The sequence below is a fragment of the Oceanobacillus halotolerans genome (assembly GCF_010993955.1).
Taxonomy (GTDB): domain Bacteria; phylum Bacillota; class Bacilli; order Bacillales; family Amphibacillaceae; genus Oceanibacillus_A; species Oceanibacillus_A halotolerans.
On record NZ_WIXL01000006.1, the window covers coordinates 34,954 to 54,995 of the forward strand.

At 38.0% G+C, this 20,042-nt stretch carries 12 protein-coding genes and 2 riboswitches; of the genes, 7 read left to right on the top strand and 5 right to left on the bottom strand.

Features of this window, described 5'->3' with window-relative positions; all coding sequences use genetic code 11:
- Positions 1-90: 90 nt before the first annotated feature.
- From GHC26_RS08930 to GHC26_RS08940, 3 genes are all read right to left on the bottom strand, one after another.
- Positions 91-1,857: a peptide-binding protein gene (locus GHC26_RS08930; protein WP_163971044.1), complete on the bottom strand. Its 1,767-nt coding sequence runs from the start codon at positions 1,855-1,857 to the stop codon at positions 91-93.
- Between the two features lie 142 nt (positions 1,858-1,999).
- Positions 2,000-3,031 (bottom strand): ABC transporter ATP-binding protein, encoded by a 1,032-nt coding sequence (locus GHC26_RS08935; protein ID WP_163970927.1) that lies wholly within the window; start codon positions 3,029-3,031, stop codon positions 2,000-2,002.
- 13 nt (positions 3,032-3,044) lie between these two features.
- Complete coding sequence (locus GHC26_RS08940; RefSeq protein WP_163970928.1) at positions 3,045-4,016, bottom strand: ABC transporter ATP-binding protein; 972 nt, start codon at positions 4,014-4,016, stop codon at positions 3,045-3,047.
- 219 nt (positions 4,017-4,235) lie between these two features.
- On the opposite strand from GHC26_RS08940, the gene GHC26_RS08945 reads away from it, so the two are divergent.
- From GHC26_RS08945 to GHC26_RS08975, 7 genes are all read left to right on the top strand, one after another.
- The gene (locus GHC26_RS08945) at positions 4,236-5,780 is read left to right on the top strand and encodes an amidase (RefSeq protein WP_163970929.1); all 1,545 of its coding nucleotides are present in this window, start codon (positions 4,236-4,238) and stop codon (positions 5,778-5,780) included.
- A 626-nt stretch (positions 5,781-6,406) separates the two neighbouring features.
- Positions 6,407-7,933: an AbgT family transporter gene (locus tag GHC26_RS08950; RefSeq protein ID WP_163970930.1), complete on the top strand. Its 1,527-nt coding sequence runs from the start codon at positions 6,407-6,409 to the stop codon at positions 7,931-7,933.
- Between the two features lie 981 nt (positions 7,934-8,914).
- Positions 8,915-9,874 (top strand): AAA family ATPase, encoded by a 960-nt coding sequence (locus GHC26_RS08955; protein WP_163970931.1) that lies wholly within the window; start codon positions 8,915-8,917, stop codon positions 9,872-9,874.
- Positions 9,874-11,142 (top strand): DUF58 domain-containing protein, encoded by a 1,269-nt coding sequence (locus tag GHC26_RS08960; protein WP_163970932.1) that lies wholly within the window; start codon positions 9,874-9,876, stop codon positions 11,140-11,142. The genes GHC26_RS08955 and GHC26_RS08960 overlap by 1 nt, the downstream gene beginning before the upstream one ends.
- Positions 11,139-13,340: a transglutaminase TgpA family protein gene (locus GHC26_RS08965; RefSeq protein WP_163970933.1), complete on the top strand. Its 2,202-nt coding sequence runs from the start codon at positions 11,139-11,141 to the stop codon at positions 13,338-13,340. Before GHC26_RS08960 ends, GHC26_RS08965 begins: the two co-directional genes overlap by 4 nt.
- A 41-nt stretch (positions 13,341-13,381) precedes the next feature.
- Positions 13,382-13,483, top strand: a riboswitch (purine riboswitch).
- 247 nt (positions 13,484-13,730) lie between these two features.
- The gene (guaA, locus tag GHC26_RS08970; protein WP_163970934.1) at positions 13,731-15,266 is read left to right on the top strand and encodes a glutamine-hydrolyzing GMP synthase; all 1,536 of its coding nucleotides are present in this window, start codon (positions 13,731-13,733) and stop codon (positions 15,264-15,266) included.
- 90 nt (positions 15,267-15,356) lie between these two features.
- Positions 15,357-15,458: riboswitch (purine riboswitch) on the top strand.
- 785 nt (positions 15,459-16,243) lie between these two features.
- Positions 16,244-17,548, top strand: coding sequence for an NCS2 family permease (locus tag GHC26_RS08975; RefSeq protein ID WP_163970935.1), 1,305 nt, complete (start codon positions 16,244-16,246; stop codon positions 17,546-17,548).
- Between the two features lie 47 nt (positions 17,549-17,595).
- Here GHC26_RS08975 and GHC26_RS08980 read toward each other — a convergent pair whose 3' ends face one another.
- Together GHC26_RS08980 and GHC26_RS08985 are read right to left on the bottom strand one after the other, a co-directional pair.
- The gene (locus GHC26_RS08980; RefSeq protein WP_163970936.1) at positions 17,596-18,609 is read right to left on the bottom strand and encodes a DUF3231 family protein; all 1,014 of its coding nucleotides are present in this window, start codon (positions 18,607-18,609) and stop codon (positions 17,596-17,598) included.
- A gap of 198 nt (positions 18,610-18,807) precedes the next feature.
- Positions 18,808-19,971, bottom strand: a complete 1,164-nt coding sequence (locus tag GHC26_RS08985) for an MFS transporter (RefSeq protein ID WP_163970937.1) — start codon at positions 19,969-19,971, stop codon at positions 18,808-18,810.
- Between the last annotated feature and the right edge of the window lie 71 nt (positions 19,972-20,042).

Below are 20,042 nucleotides of genomic sequence, written 5' to 3' on the forward strand. Positions count from 1 at the left end.
ACATCGTGAAAGGCTAATCTTTCCCTATGTATTTTTTAAAAGAAAGAGCATGCGGCGATATCCGCACGCTCTTCTTCTGATAAATGGTTATTACTCAGATACCCACCATAGGTGAGGATCGTTGTTGAACGAATATGGCATCGGATCTACACCATTAAGACGTTCATTGAATCCGTAAATTTTATTTTGTGCATATAAGAGAAGAGCAGGTAAGTCTTCAGAGAAAACACCTTGCCATTCACTGTATTTCTCTGCACGGTACTCTTGTTCAAATGCTTCTGGAGCTTGCATTGCTTCTTGCAATAACTGATCAGATTCTGGATTATTCCAGCGTCCATAGTTATATGCTGCATCAGATTTCCATAAACCAGATGGGTCTGGGTCACCACTTCCTAAGCTCCAACCGAGTAAATAAAGATCCCAATCACTATTATCATTTGTTAAATCTTCAACATATGCAGTCATTTCCTTCGGTTGACGTACATCCATTTGAATACCTACATCTTCTAGGAATTGTCCTAGAATTGGTGCAGAATCTTCACGAAGTTGGTTTCCAGTTGGATAGTTCAGATTAACAACCCATTCTTCGCCATCAGGTGTTTCTCTAAATCCATCATCATTTGTATCAACATAACCAGCTTCATCAAGTAATGCTTTTGCTTGTTCTGGGTCATATTCATATGCTGTAGTAGCGGACTCATCATATGCCCAGAATTGTTGTGCAATTGGTGCGTTAATAACAGATCCGTGTCCATGTAGCAAATTGTCAACAATTGCCTGCCGGTCAATCGCATAAGCCATTGCTTGACGTACTAGTTGTTCACTCATATCCTCATTCGGTACCCAGTTATCTGGTTCAATCGTACCACTTTCGACATCAGCATCTGTTCGGTGGTTTATTTTGAAGCCCATCAGCTGATATCCAAAATCGGTTTGTTCGATAATCTCAACATGATCAAAACCTTCTACCGTTTCAAAGTCAGCTGCTGGAACACCATTAGGTTCAGCGATAAAGTCAATTTCACCATTCTCTAATAGCCCAAGCATTACTGATTGCTCAACAACACGCCAGACAATTCGATCTAGGTATGGTTCACTTTGCCAGTAATCAGGATTCTTTTCGAGGACATATTGTTCACGGTCAAGCATTTCTGTGAATTGAAATGGCCCAGTTCCTATTACTTCTCCAGCATTGAGTGATGCTGGGTGTTCAGGTATTTCATCAATTGGAACGTCTCCAAAGATGTGTTCTGGAATAATTGGGAAGGACGCATCTTTTAAAGCAGTTACGTTCGGCTCAGCAAATTTAAAGGTAACAGTATGGTCATCCTCAGCTACAACACCTTCAAATTCTTCCGTTTCTCCACTGTTAAATTCCTCATAGCCCAATAGTCTAATAACATATTCAGTACGAACTCCTCCAGCTTCTATATATCCTGGGCTCGAAATAGCTTTGTAAGTGTAGACGACATCATCAGCTGTAAACGGTTCACCGTCATGCCATGTAACACCTTCTTCAAGTGTAAACGTCACTTCGGTTTGATCATCGCTCATTTCCCAATCGCTAGCAAGGCCTGGTTCAAATTCAAGATTTTGATTTTGACTAAGTAGAGCTTCATGAGTAAAATCTAAAATATTAGTTTCATATGCTTCTTCATAAAAGATTGGGTTAAACATCCCCGCAGGAGCTGTGTCCATTGCTCCTGTAATCGTTCCACCCATTTGTGGCTCATCTGAGGCAGCCTCTTCTTCCTCCTCGGCAGGTTCCTCCTGATCGGTTTCTGTTTCTTCAGGATCCTCTTCTGGTTCATCCCCTGATGAGTCACTGCTACAAGCAGCTAGAAACAATCCAAGCATCAATACAAACAGCAGTATCCAGTTTTTCTTTAACTTCAAAAATACTCACCCCTTTGATTTTTTATCCGCCACTTAAGCGACTCTTGCTATTTTTGTAGATGTAACCACCCCCCACTATGTAGTAAAACCCGCCTATTATGTTTTAAGTGTCTGTATTATCGTATAAATGACAAGCTACATAATGGCCATCCCCCATATTAGTTAGTTCTGGACGTTCAACAGAACAACGATCATGTGCGCGTGGGCATCGCGTTCGGAAGACACATCCTGATGGTGGATTAGCAGGGCTTGGCAAATCTCCAGACAACTTGATTTTTTCACGGCGATTTTTCACATCTGTTGATGGAACAGATGAAAGCAATGCTTGTGTATATGGGTGTAGCGGGTTATCATATAGTGATTTCTTTGGTGCAATCTCGGCAATACGGCCAAGATACATAACTGCAACACGGTCGCTAATGTGTTTAACAACACTTAAATCGTGCGCTATAAAAAGGTAGGTTAGATCAAATTCATCTTGCAAATCAGCCATTAGATTAAGCACCTGTGCTTGAATCGAGACATCAAGTGCTGATACTGGCTCATCACAAATAATAAATTTCGGATTTAGTGCTAAAGCACGTGCGATACTAATTCGTTGGCGCTGACCGCCAGAAAACTCATGCGGATATTTCGTACGGTCACTCGCACGTAAACCTACTTTTTCGATCAGGTCAACAGCTTTCTCTTTTCGTTCAGATTTGCTCATTGATGTATTAACGAGCAATGGTTCCTCCACTAATTCGCCGACACTCATTTTTGAATTCAGTGAAGCATATGGGTCTTGAAAGACAATCTGCATATTTTTTCGGTAATCTCGGAGTTTACGGTTACCTAAATGAGATATGTCATTATCCTCAAAAAGGATCTTACCTTCTGTTGGTTCTAATAGGCGCAAGATAACACGACCTAGAGTTGACTTTCCTGATCCAGATTCTCCGACAACTCCTAGTGTTTCACCTTTGTGGATTGTGAGAGAAACATCATCAACCGCTTTAACGTGTCCAACCGTTCGTTTTAAAATACCACCCTTAATTGGGAAGTATTTTTTCATATGATCTACTTGAACGAGAACATTATTATCTGTTTCTTCCCTATTTTCAGTTATCTGTTTATATACTTGTTGCTGTGACATATGTTAGTCCCCCTTAATTATAAAGATAGCAACGAACTTTATGATTTGATTCAACTTCATTTAGATCTGGATTAGATTCTAAACACCGTTCCATTACATGTGGACAACGGCTTGAAAAACGACAACCTTTTGGGAAGCTATGTGCTGGTGGGACAGTACCTTTTATTGCGCCGAGTCTTTTCATATCTTTCTCAAGACTAGGTAAACTGTCGAGTAATCCTGTAGTATATGGATGTTTTGTATTTTCAAATATTTGTTCAACAGCTGTTTCTTCAACGATCTGGCCGCCGTACATCACTAACACTCGGTCCGCATACTCGGCAACAACGCCTAAATCATGTGTAATAAGAAGTATTGCCATATCCAGTCTTTCTTTCATTTCTGCCAACAAATCCAGAATCTGTGCTTGAATGGTAACGTCCAGTGCAGTTGATGGTTCGTCGGCGATCAGTAATTTCGGTTCACACGATATCGCCATCGCAATCATCGCTCGTTGTCTCATTCCCCCTGACAATTGGTGTGGGTATTCATTAATGATTTCTTCTGCTCTAGGAAACCCGACAACACGTAAAAGTTCAATTGCTCTTTCCTGTGCTTCTTTTTTTGATACATTTTTATGTTTACGTATAGTTTCCATAATTTGATTGCCAATTGTATATACTGGATTTAATGCCGTCATTGGTTCTTGGAAAATCATCGCAATATCATTACCTCGAATTTTTGACATTTGTTTTCCAGTCTTTTTGAGCAAGTTCTCTTCTTCTAATGTAATGGTGCCGTCAATGATCTTTCCTGGTTTATTAATTAACTGCATAATGGATAGGGAGGTAATGCTTTTCCCACTGCCCGATTCCCCGACTATTGCCAGTGTTTCACCTGGGTTTATGTAAAAGTCCACACCATCAACCGCTTTTGCTACTTGGTTATCTTCCAAGTAAAAATATGTCTTTAATCCTTCTACATCTAATAATGGATTTTGCGTCATTTGGTTTCACCTCGATTGAATTATAAAGTACCATCCTTTTATTATCGAAATTATATCACAATTTTAAATTTTATTTCAATAATTTTTTTGAATTTTATAAAATGTATTAGCAAGAGTTTGTATGAGTTAATTGACGAACATACTGATATAAGTACTAATTGTGATTCCAATGGACGGAATGGTAAACTTGTTCTACCACATATTACAAGGGGTGAGTTGATGGATTTACATAATTATTTAGAATTGGATGCAACAGAGATGGCTACACTTGTACAAGCTAGGGAAATAAAACCACAGGAACTTTTAGAGGTTAGCTTTCAACAGCTAGAAAAGGTGAATCCGACATTAAATGCAGTGATACAAAGCCGAAAAGAAAAAGCAATGATGGAAGCAGAACAACTACAACTTAATGGGAGTCCATTCATTGGAGTTCCTTTGTTACTAAAAAATATATCGCAATCGCTAAAAGGAGAACCATTAACGTCAGGTTCTAAATTACTAAAAAAGTCAATTGCCAATCAGAATTCTAATCTGGTTGAGAAACTCCATCAAGCGGGTTTCACCTTTATGGGTCATACGAATACACCTGAATTTGGATTGAAAAATATAACAGAGCCTACTGAATATGGTCCTACACGAAATCCGTGGAATCCACAACATTCCCCAGGTGGATCAAGTGGAGGTTCAGCTGCTGCGATTGCCGCTGGTATTGTCCCTTTAGCAGGAGCAAGTGATGGTGGAGGATCCATTCGTATTCCTGCTTCTTTTACAGGTTTAGTAGGATTGAAGCCTACGAGAGGCCGAACTCCAGTAGGTCCAGGTGTTGGAAGACAATGGCAAGGTGCATCCATTGATTTTGCCTTGACTCGTACAGTGCGAGATAGTGCAGCATTGTTAGATGTATTACAAGTTATTCAACCAGAGGCAGCCTTTCAAACTCCATTATTTCCAGGTTCGTACAAAAAGGAGATGGAACGTGTTTTTCAGAAGCCATTAACCATTGCCTACACGGTGAACTCACCAGTAGGGACTCCAGTTTCAAAGGATGCCAAATTAGCTGTTGAAAAGATCGTGAAATGGCTTGAAAAAGAAGGACACCATGTTGTTGAACAGGAAAATGATGTGGATGGAGTTCAATTGATGAAAGACTATTATGTGATGAATAGTGGTGAAATCTCTTCTGTTGTTAAAAACTTAGAGCAAGCTTTTGGACGGGAACTGACAACTGATGATTTAGAAATGGAATCTTGGCTATTAAATGAGGCAGGGAAAAATGTTTCTGCTGCTGAATATGCTGGTAGTATAGCCTCTTGGGATAAAGCTAGTGCACAAATGGCTGCATTTCATAAGGATTACGATTTGTATATTACACCTGCAAGTGCATACCCTGCACCAAGAGTTGGGGAGTTAACGTATGATCTAGAGGAACAAGAAATATTAAGGCAAAAGATGAAAGAAACAGGTGATAAAGAAAAACAACAAGCGATTATTTATGACATGTTTTTACCAAGTTTAACGTATACACCATTTACCCAATTGGCAAATTTAACAGGACAACCAGCTATTTCGTTACCACTATATGTAACGGAAGATGGATTGCCATTAGGTGTTCAAATTATGGCTGGTAAAGGACAAGAAAATCGTTTATTACAGGTAGCATATCAACTAGAACAGAGCGACCTTTGGATTGGTATGCAAGGAAATCCGTATTTTGAGCATGCTAATACTATGTCCCACATTGTACGTGTTCAAAAAGGTGGATAAAAAGGACCGAGTCGGCTAAGGTCTCAGGAGTCCTGTTGCAACGCCTCACGCTAACGTCCTGTTGAATCTCACTGGTAAAACCGTCACGTCAATCGTAACGCCAGTACTAGCACGTCCTGTCGAGTCGAAAGTTCGAGCGGCGATGCTCCCACAGCGGAGCGTATGCAATTAATACGTGACCACAAGGAATGCTCCCTAGAATCTACATCGTAAGAAGGTAAAGTGTAGTTCTTTTCCAAGGAGCTAAAAAAATAAGCCAACGAAGAAATTAGATGTGTCATTTTACTGGACTTTTTGAACATCCTCATATAAAAAAATAATAAAAAATTAATGTTGGGTTTTCTACCAGGATTCTGTATAAAAGTTGATTTTAGGTCCTAAAATAAAGAAGGGTAGAAATATGTGAATATCATTATGAAGAAGCCGTTTGTCGAAGGGTAAACCTTAGGAAAAGTTCCACTATTTTTACTTGTTCTATAGCTATTTTCAAGCAAACCCATCCACTATATAATGAAGTCCGTGAAAGATAACCTGCACTTTTTTCAGAATATTACCGATCATTCGACAGGTGACAGGCACCACCCGAAATTTGTCGAAATTTATACATCAAGAAAGGGGTATCCTATATGGACAAAGAAAGGAAGGGTTTATTTCAGCGATTTTTAGATGGCGTTGAAGTATTAGGGAATAAACTACCACATCCCGTTACATTATTTGCACTCTTAGCGTTACTCGTTATACTTCTGTCTGCAGTTCTATCTCCACTTGGTATAAGTGTAGAACACCCAGGTGAAGAGGGTGAAATGGTAGAGATTACAAACTTATTGAGTGCTGAAGGTATTCAATATATTTTTACAAGTATGACGGATAACTTCATTGGTTTCGCACCACTTGGTGTTGTACTTGTAACAATGCTTGGTATTGGGGTAGCTGAGCGAACTGGACTAATTAGTGCACTCTTACGTGGTTTTGTTTTATCCGTACCAAAACAATTAATCACAGCAGGCTTGGTATTTGCAGGGGTTATGTCAAGTGTTGCTTCAGATGCAGGTTATGTTGTTTTACCTCCATTAGGTGCTGTTATATTTGCTGCAATAGGACGGCATCCATTAGCAGGTTTAGCAGCTGCGTTTGCTGGGGTTTCTGCGGGATTTAGTGCTAACTTATTCTTATCGGCAACAGATGCGATGCTAGGTGAATTAACCATTGCAGCAGCATCTATTATTGACCCAGCATATGCTGAGACAATGAATATTGCAATGAACTACTACTTCATTATTGTTTCTGTATTTGTCCTTACATTTATTGGTGCATGGGTAACCGAGCGTGTCGTTGAACCACGTTTAGGGGAATACAAAGGTGAGTATCGTGAAAAATTAGAAGGTTTACAAGCGAAAGAGAAAAAAGGACTTATATGGGCTGGTGTAGGATTTGCAATTGCAGCAGCATTGATTGCATTACTAATTGTTCCAGAAAATGCACCAATGCGTGGAGAAGATGGAGCAATTATTCAATCACCATTTATGAGCTCGTTAGTTCCAGTAATCGCGCTTTTATTCTTTGTGCCAGGTCTTATTTACGGAAAAGTGACTAAAAACATTCGTGATGATAAAGATGTTGCAAACCAAATGTCCGATACAATGGCATCTATGGGAATGTTCATTGTTCTTGCATTTACAGCAGGTCAATTCGTTGCGTATTTCAATGAAACAAATATGGGATTGGTATTAGGTGTGTATGGTGCCGAATTCTTGCAAAGCATTAACCTTTCGGGAATCCCTTTAATCCTCTTGTTTATTTTAATTGCAGGGTTCATTAATTTGTTTATTGGAAGTGCATCTGCTAAATGGGCTATGATGGCTCCAGTATTTGTCCCAATCATGATGCAATTAGGCTATTCACCAGAGCTAACTCAAATGGCTTATCGTGTAGCTGATTCTTCAACTAATATTATAACGCCGTTAATGACATATTTTGCGATTATTATCGCGTTTGCGCAGAAGTATGATAAGAAGATGGGGATTGGGACATTAATTTCTGTTATGTTCCCATATTCCATTTATTTCCTCGTTGGGTGGACGCTTGTATTAGTTGTCTGGATGTTATTTGGAATAGATCTTGGTCCAGGATCACCAATCCTTTACAATAACTAATAAACAAACAAAACTGTTCCATTAGAATTAATATACCTAATGGAACAGTTTTTCTTAAAAGGTAAGAAAGTATAAAAAGTTGGCCTCATTACTGTCTTATATAGGAAAGGCCACGTCCAGCTTCGAGCGATTGACGTCCTAGTGCCGATAGACATAAGGACGCACGAGTTTTCATCGGCCAGCGCCTACCCCCTCGAGGTCATAAGCCAATCCACATTACGCGCAAAAAACGCCACGTCGAGGCTTGGCTTATGCTTGGCAGATAAGAAAACCTTCTTACTGCATAAGTGCAACTAAGACTTTCGCCACTTGGCGACAAGCCAAGTTTTCTAATCGGGGGTGATCAAGGCGCTTCTAGCTTTTGTTCTTGGTTTTAACTTTTTTCGCATACTTTGTTGTCTTTTCTTAACATCGGAGTTGATACGACTTAAAATACCACTCCGGAAATAAACTCAGTTTTCACCAGGGGCATAAGTGCGACATCTGTTCAAACTATTCGTTTTCACAATGTCTGATTTACCGCGGACTCCCCACGAGCCTCCTCACTCGTGTCCTCGTTGCGGGGTCTCTTAGGCTCGTTATTCCGCAGGAGTCTTCGTTTATTTCCTTCGCTAGTGTTGCTATCCAAAACCTTCATTATGCTATAACTTTTTTTTAAAGTGATTGAAGTGGAGGACTGTCGCCTTTCTCATTCATAAAGGGTTAAAGCACTCAACTATCATTGAATGTGAAAAAACAACTGCCTGAGCGAGAAATCAAAGCCGCTAAGTTACGTCGCATTATCTATCTACTATTCATTAAGATTCATACTGGAAAAGCAACAATCTTTTAGAAAACAGCTTCTCATTAAATCCATAACATTCACAACATAACTAAGGCATTCACACACCCAAAATTCTTTTTTACTTCATTCCGTAATTTTAGTATAGTTATAGTAGATACGTAAATAAAACTTGCGGTATCAGGAAGGGGACCATTTTAATGCAAGATACGCTAGTTTATAATAAAAATGTTGAAAAAGTGTTAGAAAATATAAATAAAGTAATGATTGGCAAGGAAGATGTCGCGACATTAAGTTTAGTTGCCTTGCTTGCACAAGGTCACGTTTTATTAGAGGATGTTCCAGGTGTCGGAAAAACAATGCTTGTACGAACATTAGCAAAATCATTGGATTGTGATTTTACAAGAATTCAATTCACACCAGATTTATTACCCTCCGATGTGACAGGTGTTTCGATATACAACCCAAAAGAGTTAGAATTTGAGTTTCGTGGGGGACCAATACTTGGTAATATTGTATTAGCAGATGAAATAAACCGAACTTCTCCTAAGACACAGTCCTCTCTTTTGGAAGGAATGGAAGAAAAAAGTGTTACTGTTGACGGAAAGACCATTCCACTTAAAAAGCCTTTCTTTGTAATGGCAACACAAAACCCGATTGAATATGAAGGAACATATCCACTGCCTGAAGCTCAGCTCGATCGTTTTATATTAAAATTAAAAATGGGATATCCTTCTCTAGAAGATGAATTAGAAATGCTTGAACGTACTTCTCGTAATCACCCAATTGAACAAGTGGAATCCGTTATGACAAAAGAAGATTTGCTAAAAATTCAAGAAGAAGTTAACCAAGTTTATATGGATAAAAATGTTCAACGTTATATTATTAATCTAGTAACGGCTACTAGAAACCATGCTACAATCTATCTTGGGGTTAGTCCAAGGGGATCTATTGCATTAATGAAAGCAGCAAAAGCATATGCATACATTTGTGCTCGTGACTATGTACTCCCAGATGATGTGAAATATTTAGCTCCATATGTTCTATCACATCGATTAATCTTAACATCGGAAGCAAAATATGAAGGGGTGTCACAGGAGCAAGTAATAGCAAATGTGATTGGAAATACATCTATTCCAATTCGAAAGGAATTTCATTAATGAATGGGACAATACAATTTGTGAGCAAACTTAGCTTTATTGTTTGTTTATTTGTTATTCTATTTTCCTATGCGATGTTTCAAGGTGGATTTGTAAGTTGGTTTTTATTCTTTAGTTTTCTACCAATCTTTCTTTATCATATCGCATTGTTATTTTATCCAATAGGAAAATGGGAAGTGAACCGTCAGCTTTCTGGGCATGTTGTGAAAGCAGGGGATCGTGTTTCTGTAACCATAAGAATTATAAGACGCATGCCTTTTCCCCTTTATTATTGTATTTGTGAAGAAGTATTTCCAGATTCATTAAATAAAATAGATAGCTATAAAGAGAAATACCATTACTTTGATCAGCCAGAGAAATTAAATGTACAACGAAAAATAAAAAAAATCGTTTTTCCATGGTTCAGACGAACAATTGAGTTCCCCTATGTGATCGAACAAATCCCTCGTGGAGAACATCAATTACAAGCGGTTCGCATCAAAACTGGCGATGTATTTGGCATGGTTAAAAAAGAACATATTTTTCAGGTGTCAGATGAATTAATCGTTTACCCAAATGAACGACCGATTCGTTTGCTAGAACAGGTGAGCAGCTATGAACAAGGCTCAACTCCTACCTATTCTGTGAACACGAATAACACCAATATGGTAACAGGTATTCGCGAATATATACCAGGTGATAAATTCACATGGATTGATTGGAAACAAACAGCGAAGAAAAATACTATGATGACCAAGGAATTTGAACAAGAGAAGAGTACGGATACACTAATTGTATTGGATAATTGTCAGGAAGGAAGTACTAACATCATTGCATATGAAGCTGCGATCGAAGTGGCTTTCTCCCTAATCAATACGATGCAGCAACAAGCATCACAAGTTGGTTTTTTAATAGTAGGGGAAAAAATGCCCTTTTTTGCAGTACATCAAGATCCAGCTCAAAAAGACTTGGTGCGTAAACAATTAACGCGTATTCAACCATCTCTAAATACCCAGTTCGCTGTTAAATTGCGTGAAGTGTCCATGACGGTTGCAAGAGATAATGTGGTTATGATCATTACGACAAATTTAAATGAGGCGTTTGTGCAATCCTTAAGGCGAATGATGCAACGTGCTAAAAGAGTAATCGTTTTATTCATCCAATCCGCATCTAAAGTAACGAAGCAGGAACATGCTATTATACAACAACTTAAAATAGAGGGTGTAGTAATTACCAACCTCTCAGAAGAGCAATTAACACAAAATACAATTGAGGTGAGTATTACATGAAATCAATAAAGCAGAACCAAACTCCAATACTCTACACCTCTATTGTATATATTTGTGGTTTTTTCTTATTTTTAGAATGGCTGTATCCGATTGAAGAAGTAACCAATACAAGTGATGTAAACGTGTTTCTTATTTATACACTTTTTTGTTTCTTTATATCCTTATTAAAGTTGAATTGGATCTTATCCTGTTTCCTAAAAGGGTTTGGAATGTTATTTATTCTAAACAGCTTATATTTTACGGAAGCATTTCTAAGCAAATGGTGGTTTGAACAGTTATTTGCTGAATTATCCATGAATATAGGTTCCCTTTTTTCCCAGCAACTATATAATTTGACGCCATTATTTCGTAGCTTTTTATTTTTATTACTAATATGGTTAATGAGCTATTTGTTATATTACTGGTTTGTTGTGATGAAGCGAATTTTCCTATTTGTCATTCTCACCTTTATTTATATAACAGTTCTAGATACCTTTACAACCTATGATGCTAGTATGGCTATTGTGCGGACATTTATTATTTCATTTATTGTGTTAGGATTAACAAACTTCATTAAAAATATCAATTTAGAAGAAATTCGGTTCCCGTGGGCTAAACGAAGAGCAATATGGGTGATGCCACTAATTTCTATCGTCTTGTTAGCTTCCTTTATTGGGTACGTGGCACCAAAATTCGATCCACAATGGCCAGATCCAGTTCCATTTCTAAAAAGTGCTGCAGAAAATGCTGGTGGTTCTGGGTCTGGGTCAACAATTCGTAAGGTAGGTTATGGTGAAGACGACTCCCAATTAGGTGGTTCATTTGTCCAAGATGATACACCTGTATTTCAAGCTGCCGTAGAGGAAGAACATTATTGGCGAATTGAAACAAAGGATGTTTATACAGGGAAAGGTTGGGAAAACGCGAATCCATCCGATTATCAGTTACGTCAGAAAGAGGAACTTGAGGTTGTAACATTTGCAGAAGGTGTAGAAACTGAGGAATTGGAAGCAATTATTGGATTTGATGGAAGTGCGGACCTTCAAAAATTAATCTACCCTTATGGTATGACAAAAGTAGAAACTAGTGAGACAGGTCAATTTTTGTTTGATCCATATTCTGAAGCAGTACAGACACAAAAAAATGGCGAAAAAGCTAGCCTTACAAATTATTCGATTACGTATCAGCATCCTTCGTTTGCCATTGACGAATTGCGGGAAAGTGGTGAAGAAGATAACCTAGATTTTAAAGAACATTACACTCAATTGCCAGAAGCGTTACCAGATCGAATTGGTGAATTGGCAGCAGAAGTAACCGAATCAGAAGACAATCGATATGATAAGGCAAAAGCCATTGAACAGTATTTTGGCCGAAATGGATTTACGTATCAAATCAGTGATGTACCTGTCCCAGAAGAGGAGCAGGATTATGTTGACCAATTTTTATTTGATAGTCAAGTGGGTTATTGTGATAATTTCTCAACTTCTATGGTTGTGATGCTTCGTTCGTTAGATATACCTGCTAGATGGGTAAAAGGATTTACAAGTGGAGAAAAAATATCGGAAACGAACGTTGGCCTAGATGTCTATAAAGTAACAAATAACAATGCTCATTCATGGGTAGAAGTACATTTTCCTGGTATCGGTTGGGTACCTTTTGAACCAACACAAGGATTTTCAAACCTAACAGATTTTCATATGAATATTGATCCTGAGGATATCGGGAGTGAGGATTCAACAGAAACTGATACAGAATCAGCTTATGAAACACCAGAATTAGAAGAAAATCCTAACCTTCAAGAAGGGGAAGCTGTATCCGCTGATGCAACATCAGAAACGAATGAAGGCTCTATCAATTGGTGGCTTATTATCGGAATTATCGCTTTTGTTCTAGGTCTTGGGTATGTTGTCTATAAAATTTGGTATCGTATCACGTCTTATTTTGTTTTGGTGAAACTAATGCGGAAAAAGGACGCGGAAACATTCCAACTGGCATACCACCACATGCTTAAAGTCTTAAAACACACTGGACTAGGTAAAGAAGAAGATCAGACATTAAGAGAATATGCCGAACGTATTGATCGGCGTTACGAAACAACAGCAATGAACCAGTTAACCAATTATTATGAACAAATACTTTATAGGAATGAAATAGATGATTCGAAAATAGAAGAATTGACACAAATATGGAAAGATTTAATTAAAAAGATATTGTCTTGACCATACACTAATAGGTTAGTAGAATATAAAGATATTAATTAAATAACGATCAAGTCGCCCTTCGTATATCCTCGATAATATGGTTCGAAAGTTTCTACCAGAGTACCGTAAATGCTCTGACTATGAAGGCGGAAGTTCTATGTGTGTATGATAAAACCTAGATTTCTGCCTTTTTACAGGAGAAGTCTAGGTTTTTCTATCGTCCTAGAAAAAATTGTGCGACAAACTGTATGATTCGCGCGACATTAAGTTAAACTCGTGCGACAACAGGTCTATCTCGTGCAACCAAGCACCAAACTCGTGCAACAATATGCAGAATTCAGGCAACCCTAAGTAAAACGTTTTAACAACGGATCCGAAAAAGCCAATTAATTTTAAAGGAGCATCGATATGAATAATAACGAAATGATTCTTGTCCTCGATTTTGGTAGTCAATACAATCAATTAATCACCAGACGGATTCGGGAATTTGGTGTCTATAGTGAATTGCATTCGCATAAGCTAACAGCAGAAGAAATTAAAGCGATGAATCCAAAAGGAATTATTTTATCAGGTGGCCCACATAGTGTTTATGATCAAAATAGTTTCCGTCCAGATATGGATATATTTGAACTAAATATTCCTATCCTAGGAATTTGCTATGGGATGCAAGTTATGGCGGATCATTATGGTGGAACAGTAGAGAAAGCAAAAAATCGAGAATATGGAAAAGCGGTCATTGATATACAAAATGAACCAGTTTTATTTAATAATTCTCCAAGTAAACAAACTGTATGGATGAGCCATGGAGACAAGGTAATTCAAGAACCAGCTTCATTTCAAGTAGATGCGACAAGTGCTTCCACACCAATTGCAGCGATGAGCAATCCAGAGAAACAACTCTATGGTGTGCAATTTCATCCAGAAGTCCGTCATACAGAATATGGGAATGATTTATTGAAGCAATTTGTCTTTGAGGTGTGTGGTAGTGAAGGTAACTGGACAATTGAAAATTTTATTGAAATGGAAGTCGAAAAAATTCAAGCTAAAGTTGGCGATCGTAAAGTATTATGTGCCTTAAGTGGAGGGGTAGACTCTTCCGTTGTAGCAGCACTTATCCATAAAGCAATAGGCAATCAGTTAACGTGTATTTTTGTCGATCATGGGTTATTGCGCAAAAATGAAGCAGACGATGTCATGAACGTATTTGCGGACGACTTTAACATGAACATCATCAAAGTAGATGCACAGGAACGGTTCTTATCAAAACTTAGAGGTGTAGATGATCCAGAAAAGAAACGGAAAATCATCGGAAATGAGTTCATTTATGTATTTGACGATGAAGCAGCTAAATTAAAAGAAATTGATTTTCTAGCACAAGGTACCTTATATACGGACATTATTGAAAGTGGAACAGAGACAGCACAAACGATTAAATCCCATCATAATGTTGGAGGACTTCCTGAAAATATGCAATTTGAATTAATTGAACCATTAAATACACTCTTTAAAGATGAAGTACGTGAACTTGGAACACAACTTGGAATACCAGACTATATTGTGTGGCGCCAGCCTTTTCCTGGACCAGGTTTAGCAATACGTATTTTAGGAGAAGTAACAGAAGAAAAGTTAAAGATTGTACGTGAATCAGATGCGATCTTGCGAGAAGAAATTGCGAAAGCAGGACTTGATCGTGATATTTGGCAATATTTCACGGTACTTCCAAATATCCAAAGTGTTGGCGTTATGGGTGATGCAAGGACATATGATTATACGATTGGAATACGTGCGGTTACATCAATCGATGGAATGACTTCAGACTGGGCGCGAATTCCGTGGGATGTGTTAGAGAAGATCTCTACAAGAATCGTGAATGATGTCGAGCATATCAATCGTGTAGTATATGATATTACAAGTAAGCCACCTGCAACCATTGAATGGGAATAATATACGAACGATATTATAATTTATATGTTTAATGTTCGTTTTTTGTCTTGACCTGTTAGGGAAATAGTAGTAAGATAAGGATAGAAATTAGTTAAAAATGAATATACACTGCGTATAATTTAGGGGATATGGCCCAAGAGTTTCTACCGGACTACCGTAAATAGTCTGACTACGCAGATTGAGTAATGAAGAAAAAGATACGTCACCATTCATTTGTGTGGTGCAGGCTTCTTCTTTCCTCATTGCTTTTTCTGGGTATGTATAGACACTCTTGGTTCACACCAAGAGTGTCTTTTTATTTTTACGTTTTGCTGTTTTCTAAAGTCTGTTGCTTTTAGGATGAATTTTAATTAATAGTTGATGTAAATTGCGACGTAACTTACCGTTCCGGCAGAATACTTCGCTTTCACCAGGGGCATAAGTGCGACATCTGTTTAAACTATTCGTTTTCACAGTGTCTTCTTTACCATGGACACGGCCTCAGCCTCCCGTGACGCACAGAACTTCTTTTAGGGGTCTTCGGACACGTGCTGTTCCCATAGGAGTCTCCGTATTCTGCCTTCACTGTAGAGATTTTCTAATCAAAATGTCATTTATAAGTTACGGAAATAGCAAAATCCCAGAATAGGAGTTGGCTCCCTTCCGCTCTAATCACTAATAATAAGGCCTATATATTGCAATAGTTGATTTCTAGCGGAGGAAAAACATGGAGACTCCTGCGTCGTCGGCTAACACCGGTCACGTCCTGTGACTAACGCCGACACTAGAACGTCCTGTTCGTCGAAACGAGCCTAAGAGACCCCGCAGTGTGGGTTTTCACGAGGAGGCTCGTGGGGAGTCCGCGGAAAGCGAAATGTTTTTCTGTAGCGGTAATTTTAGCTTAATGTTATTGCGCATTATATAGAAACTACGATTTAAGAAAACACCAAAGAGTACGAAAAGAGCCAAATTTAATAAAACCTAGAGGAGGAGAAGCCATGAAGAAGTATTTTCAATTCGAAGAGCTTGGCACAAACTACAAAACAGAATTTACAGCAGGATTAACAACGTTTCTTGCAATGGCTTATATTTTATTCGTTAATCCATCGTTGTTAAGTGAGACAGGAATGGATGAGGGAGCAGTATTTGCTGCTACTGCAATTGCTGCTGCAGTAGGTTCTCTATTTATGGGGATTATTGCAAGGTACCCGATTGTCCTTGCACCAGGTATGGGGTTAAATGCATTCTTTGCTTTTACGGTTGTTATTGGTGGAGGAATACCATGGGAAACAGCCTTAGCTGGTGTTTTGGCATCGGGTCTCATTTTTGTTGTATTAACGTTAACCGGCATTCGTGAAAAAGTAATTAATGCGATTCCAGCAAACTTAAAATTGGCAGTAGGTGCTGGTATTGGTTTATTTATTGCTTTTATTGGACTACAAAGTGCAGGAATTGTGGTAGGGGATCCAGATACATTGCTAGCACTTGGAGATATTACATCTCCATCTGTATTATTAGCTATATTTGGACTTGTCGTTTCGGTTATTTTAATAACCATTGGGATTCGAGCCGGTATTTTTTATGGGATGATCATTACAGTAATAGCCGGTATTTTATTTGGATTAATTAGTGCACCAACTGGAATTAGCGGGATTGTAAGTGGTGTTCCAAGTGTTGCTCCAACATTTGGTCAGGCATTTCTTCATTTTGGAGATATCTTCACATTAGAAATGCTTGTCGTTATCCTAACCTTCTTGTTTGTTGATTTCTTTGATACAGCTGGAACATTAGTTGCTGTAGCGTCGCAAGCTGGGTTAGTCAAAAATAATAAGTTGCCACGAGCTGGTCGTGCATTATTTGCTGATTCTGCTGCGACTGTGGTCGGTGCAACAGTTGGTACATCCACAACAACATCATATGTAGAATCCACTGCAGGTGTAGGTGTAGGAGGAAGAACTGGTTTTACCGCAGTTGTTTCTGCTGGGTTTTTCTTATTAGCTTTATTCTTCTCTCCGTTATTGAGTGTTGTCACATCAGAAGTTACAGCACCAGCATTAATTATCGTTGGTGTCATGATGTCAACCGCACTAAAAAATATCGAATGGGATCAATTTGAGATTGCAGTACCAGCATTTTTAACAATAGCTACAATGCCATTAACCTATAGTATTGCAACTGGTATTGCAATTGGGTTTATTTTCTATCCAATTACGATGTTGTTAAAAGGTCGTGCAAAAGAAATACATCCAATCATGTATGCATTGTTTATCATCTTTGTATTGTATTTTATGTTCTTGAGTTAATAGATAAAAGGAATAAGAAAAAGTCTGATAGCATCGATCATGTTGTATCAGCCTTTTTCTTTTGCCAGTTTTTTACGATTTTTTACACCAGGTGGCTGTTCAAGCCATTTGTGCTTGATCATCAAATCGGCACCACTTTTGGCAAGCTTAGCTACTTCAAGTGACAGTCTTTCATAATTAACTGCCAAATCACTCCGTTGACTAGCAGCGGCTGCAGTAGCATAGTTACCGATTCCTGCAGTAATAATTAATGACATATGAAACATCATTATTTTATCCGAAAAAGTTTTGGTGGTTGAATCACTTATACTGACATCAGGGACCTGTGGTGCTTCAATATCTTCTTTCAGTAGGGTATCTATAAATAATTTAATATGTTTTTGCGAGATATCTTTTGCTCTGAGCATATAATCTTGTACCTCTTTCGATGGTGAGGTTTGAGCAAAGCCTAGACACAATTTCATCCCAATGGTGTTTGTCATGGTATTTAAATACAGATGGGAAATTTCGACAGAATTCAATGGCCGATTATCGCTAAAGGGATTTAAGCCACTAAAATATTTTTTACTGTCTACATAATCTGTTTCCTTTGGTACTTCTATATAAGGATGTCTGGCACTTACTCCTTTTGATAGTGCGATTTCTATTGATTGATTGTAAAGCCCAGTTGTTTCTGTTAAACATTGTGTAAAATAGTTTCGTATATCTTCCCTAGCACTCATACTAACAAATCCACTATATGATAGCATCCCTACTTTTGCCATATGATTAACATAGGATAAACAAAACGTATCTGTGAATAACCACGGAGCGTTCATATTAACATCTTCTTCTGTGAATCCATTTGGAACGGCATATTGCTCTTTTTCAAAAAGGTCATGTAACTGTTCTAAATGCTTGGATGAAATAGTATGTGCTTTTTGGACAGTTGGTTTTATGTCGGGATCTTGAATATCTTTTAACATAAAACCTGTAATACATTTAGACATACTATCATTCATATATGCCGTCCAAAGAGAACCAATTTCAGCAGATGTTAGATGAACTTTTTTTGTATTCATCATGAGCCTCCTAATAACATAAAGGATATAGATAGTTTTTACAAAAAATCATATTTTATGTGTGGTTTTTATACTTGTCATGTCAATAAAAATAGCATCCAATCTACTAATTGGATGCTATTTCGCTCGTTATTATTCAGATTTTCTCCTCCAAAAAGAGGATTACTTAGTCCTGGTGTTAGAAGTTCTTTCTCTAGCTTAGTTATTACCCGTCTTTTTTCGATAGGGGACCACATGGTAAATCGTTAAACAAATTGTCCCAGCTAATGTAATGCCACCTAATATGGTATATAGGGTATTTCCTCCTAATGAATCAATGATGGCACCACCCATTAACGAACCAATGATTCCGGATAATCCAAAAAAGATGGAATAAAAAACAAGATGTCCGGTAGACTGTAATAATCTTGGAACTAGACGTGTAATATACTCAAAAGCTGCTAAATAAAATACACCAAAGGTCAACCCGTGTAACACTTGAAGTGGAATGATGTAGGTTGGATTTTCAAGTAAGGCGTAAATAAACCACCGAATGGTGTATAAAGCTCCTGCAATAATAACAAACACAAGTGGATGAAATTTTTGAAACCACCGATGTGCAAAAGCAAATACAAGTGCTTCACTTGCAACACCAACAAACCATGCCAATCCAATTAACCCCTCCGTCCCACCTAGCTGTTCAATATATAAGCCAATAAAACTATCATTGGTACGATGGGAAATAGTTAAGAACATCATAAAAAGTAAAAACAAGAGAAAGGGTTTATTGCTCAATAATTCTTTTACATCCTTTATTTGAATGGGATCAGGATCAACTGTTACATCAGTTAAGCGAAATACAACGAAAAGAGCCATGAACCCGAAAAATAAATAAGGCCATAGGATATATTCGATTCCGACGATATCAAGCAGTGCTCCAACTATTAGGGAAGAGGTTGCAAACCCGATAGAACCCCACGTCCGGATGGAGCCAAATGAAACCCCTAATTCATCTGCGCGTCGTTGTGCCAAACTATCCCCAAGTCCCCCAATAGGAGATGTGAAAAAGTAAAAGACGGCAGCCATGACTAAGATAGCAATCAAGGTGTTCATTTGGAAAAAGAAAACACTACCAATGATTAACCCAATAATACAAATTAATAGCATTCGCTTAACAGATTTAAATTTATCGCTCATATATCCCCAAAAAGGTTCAGCAAATAGAGCAGCAAATGGCCCGATCGCGAGAACCCAGCCAATTTCGGTTCCACTTAATCCTTTGTCCCTTAAATACAAAGGCAAAAAGCTAATAATTATCGTATTTGCTGCATGGAAACTAAATAACAGCATTCGTAATGGAATTAATGATTCGTGTTTAGCCAAACTATTTCGCTCCTACTCCTTTGGGTGATGGTTATACTTTTATGATAAAATGCATCGGAAAAGTAGTCTCA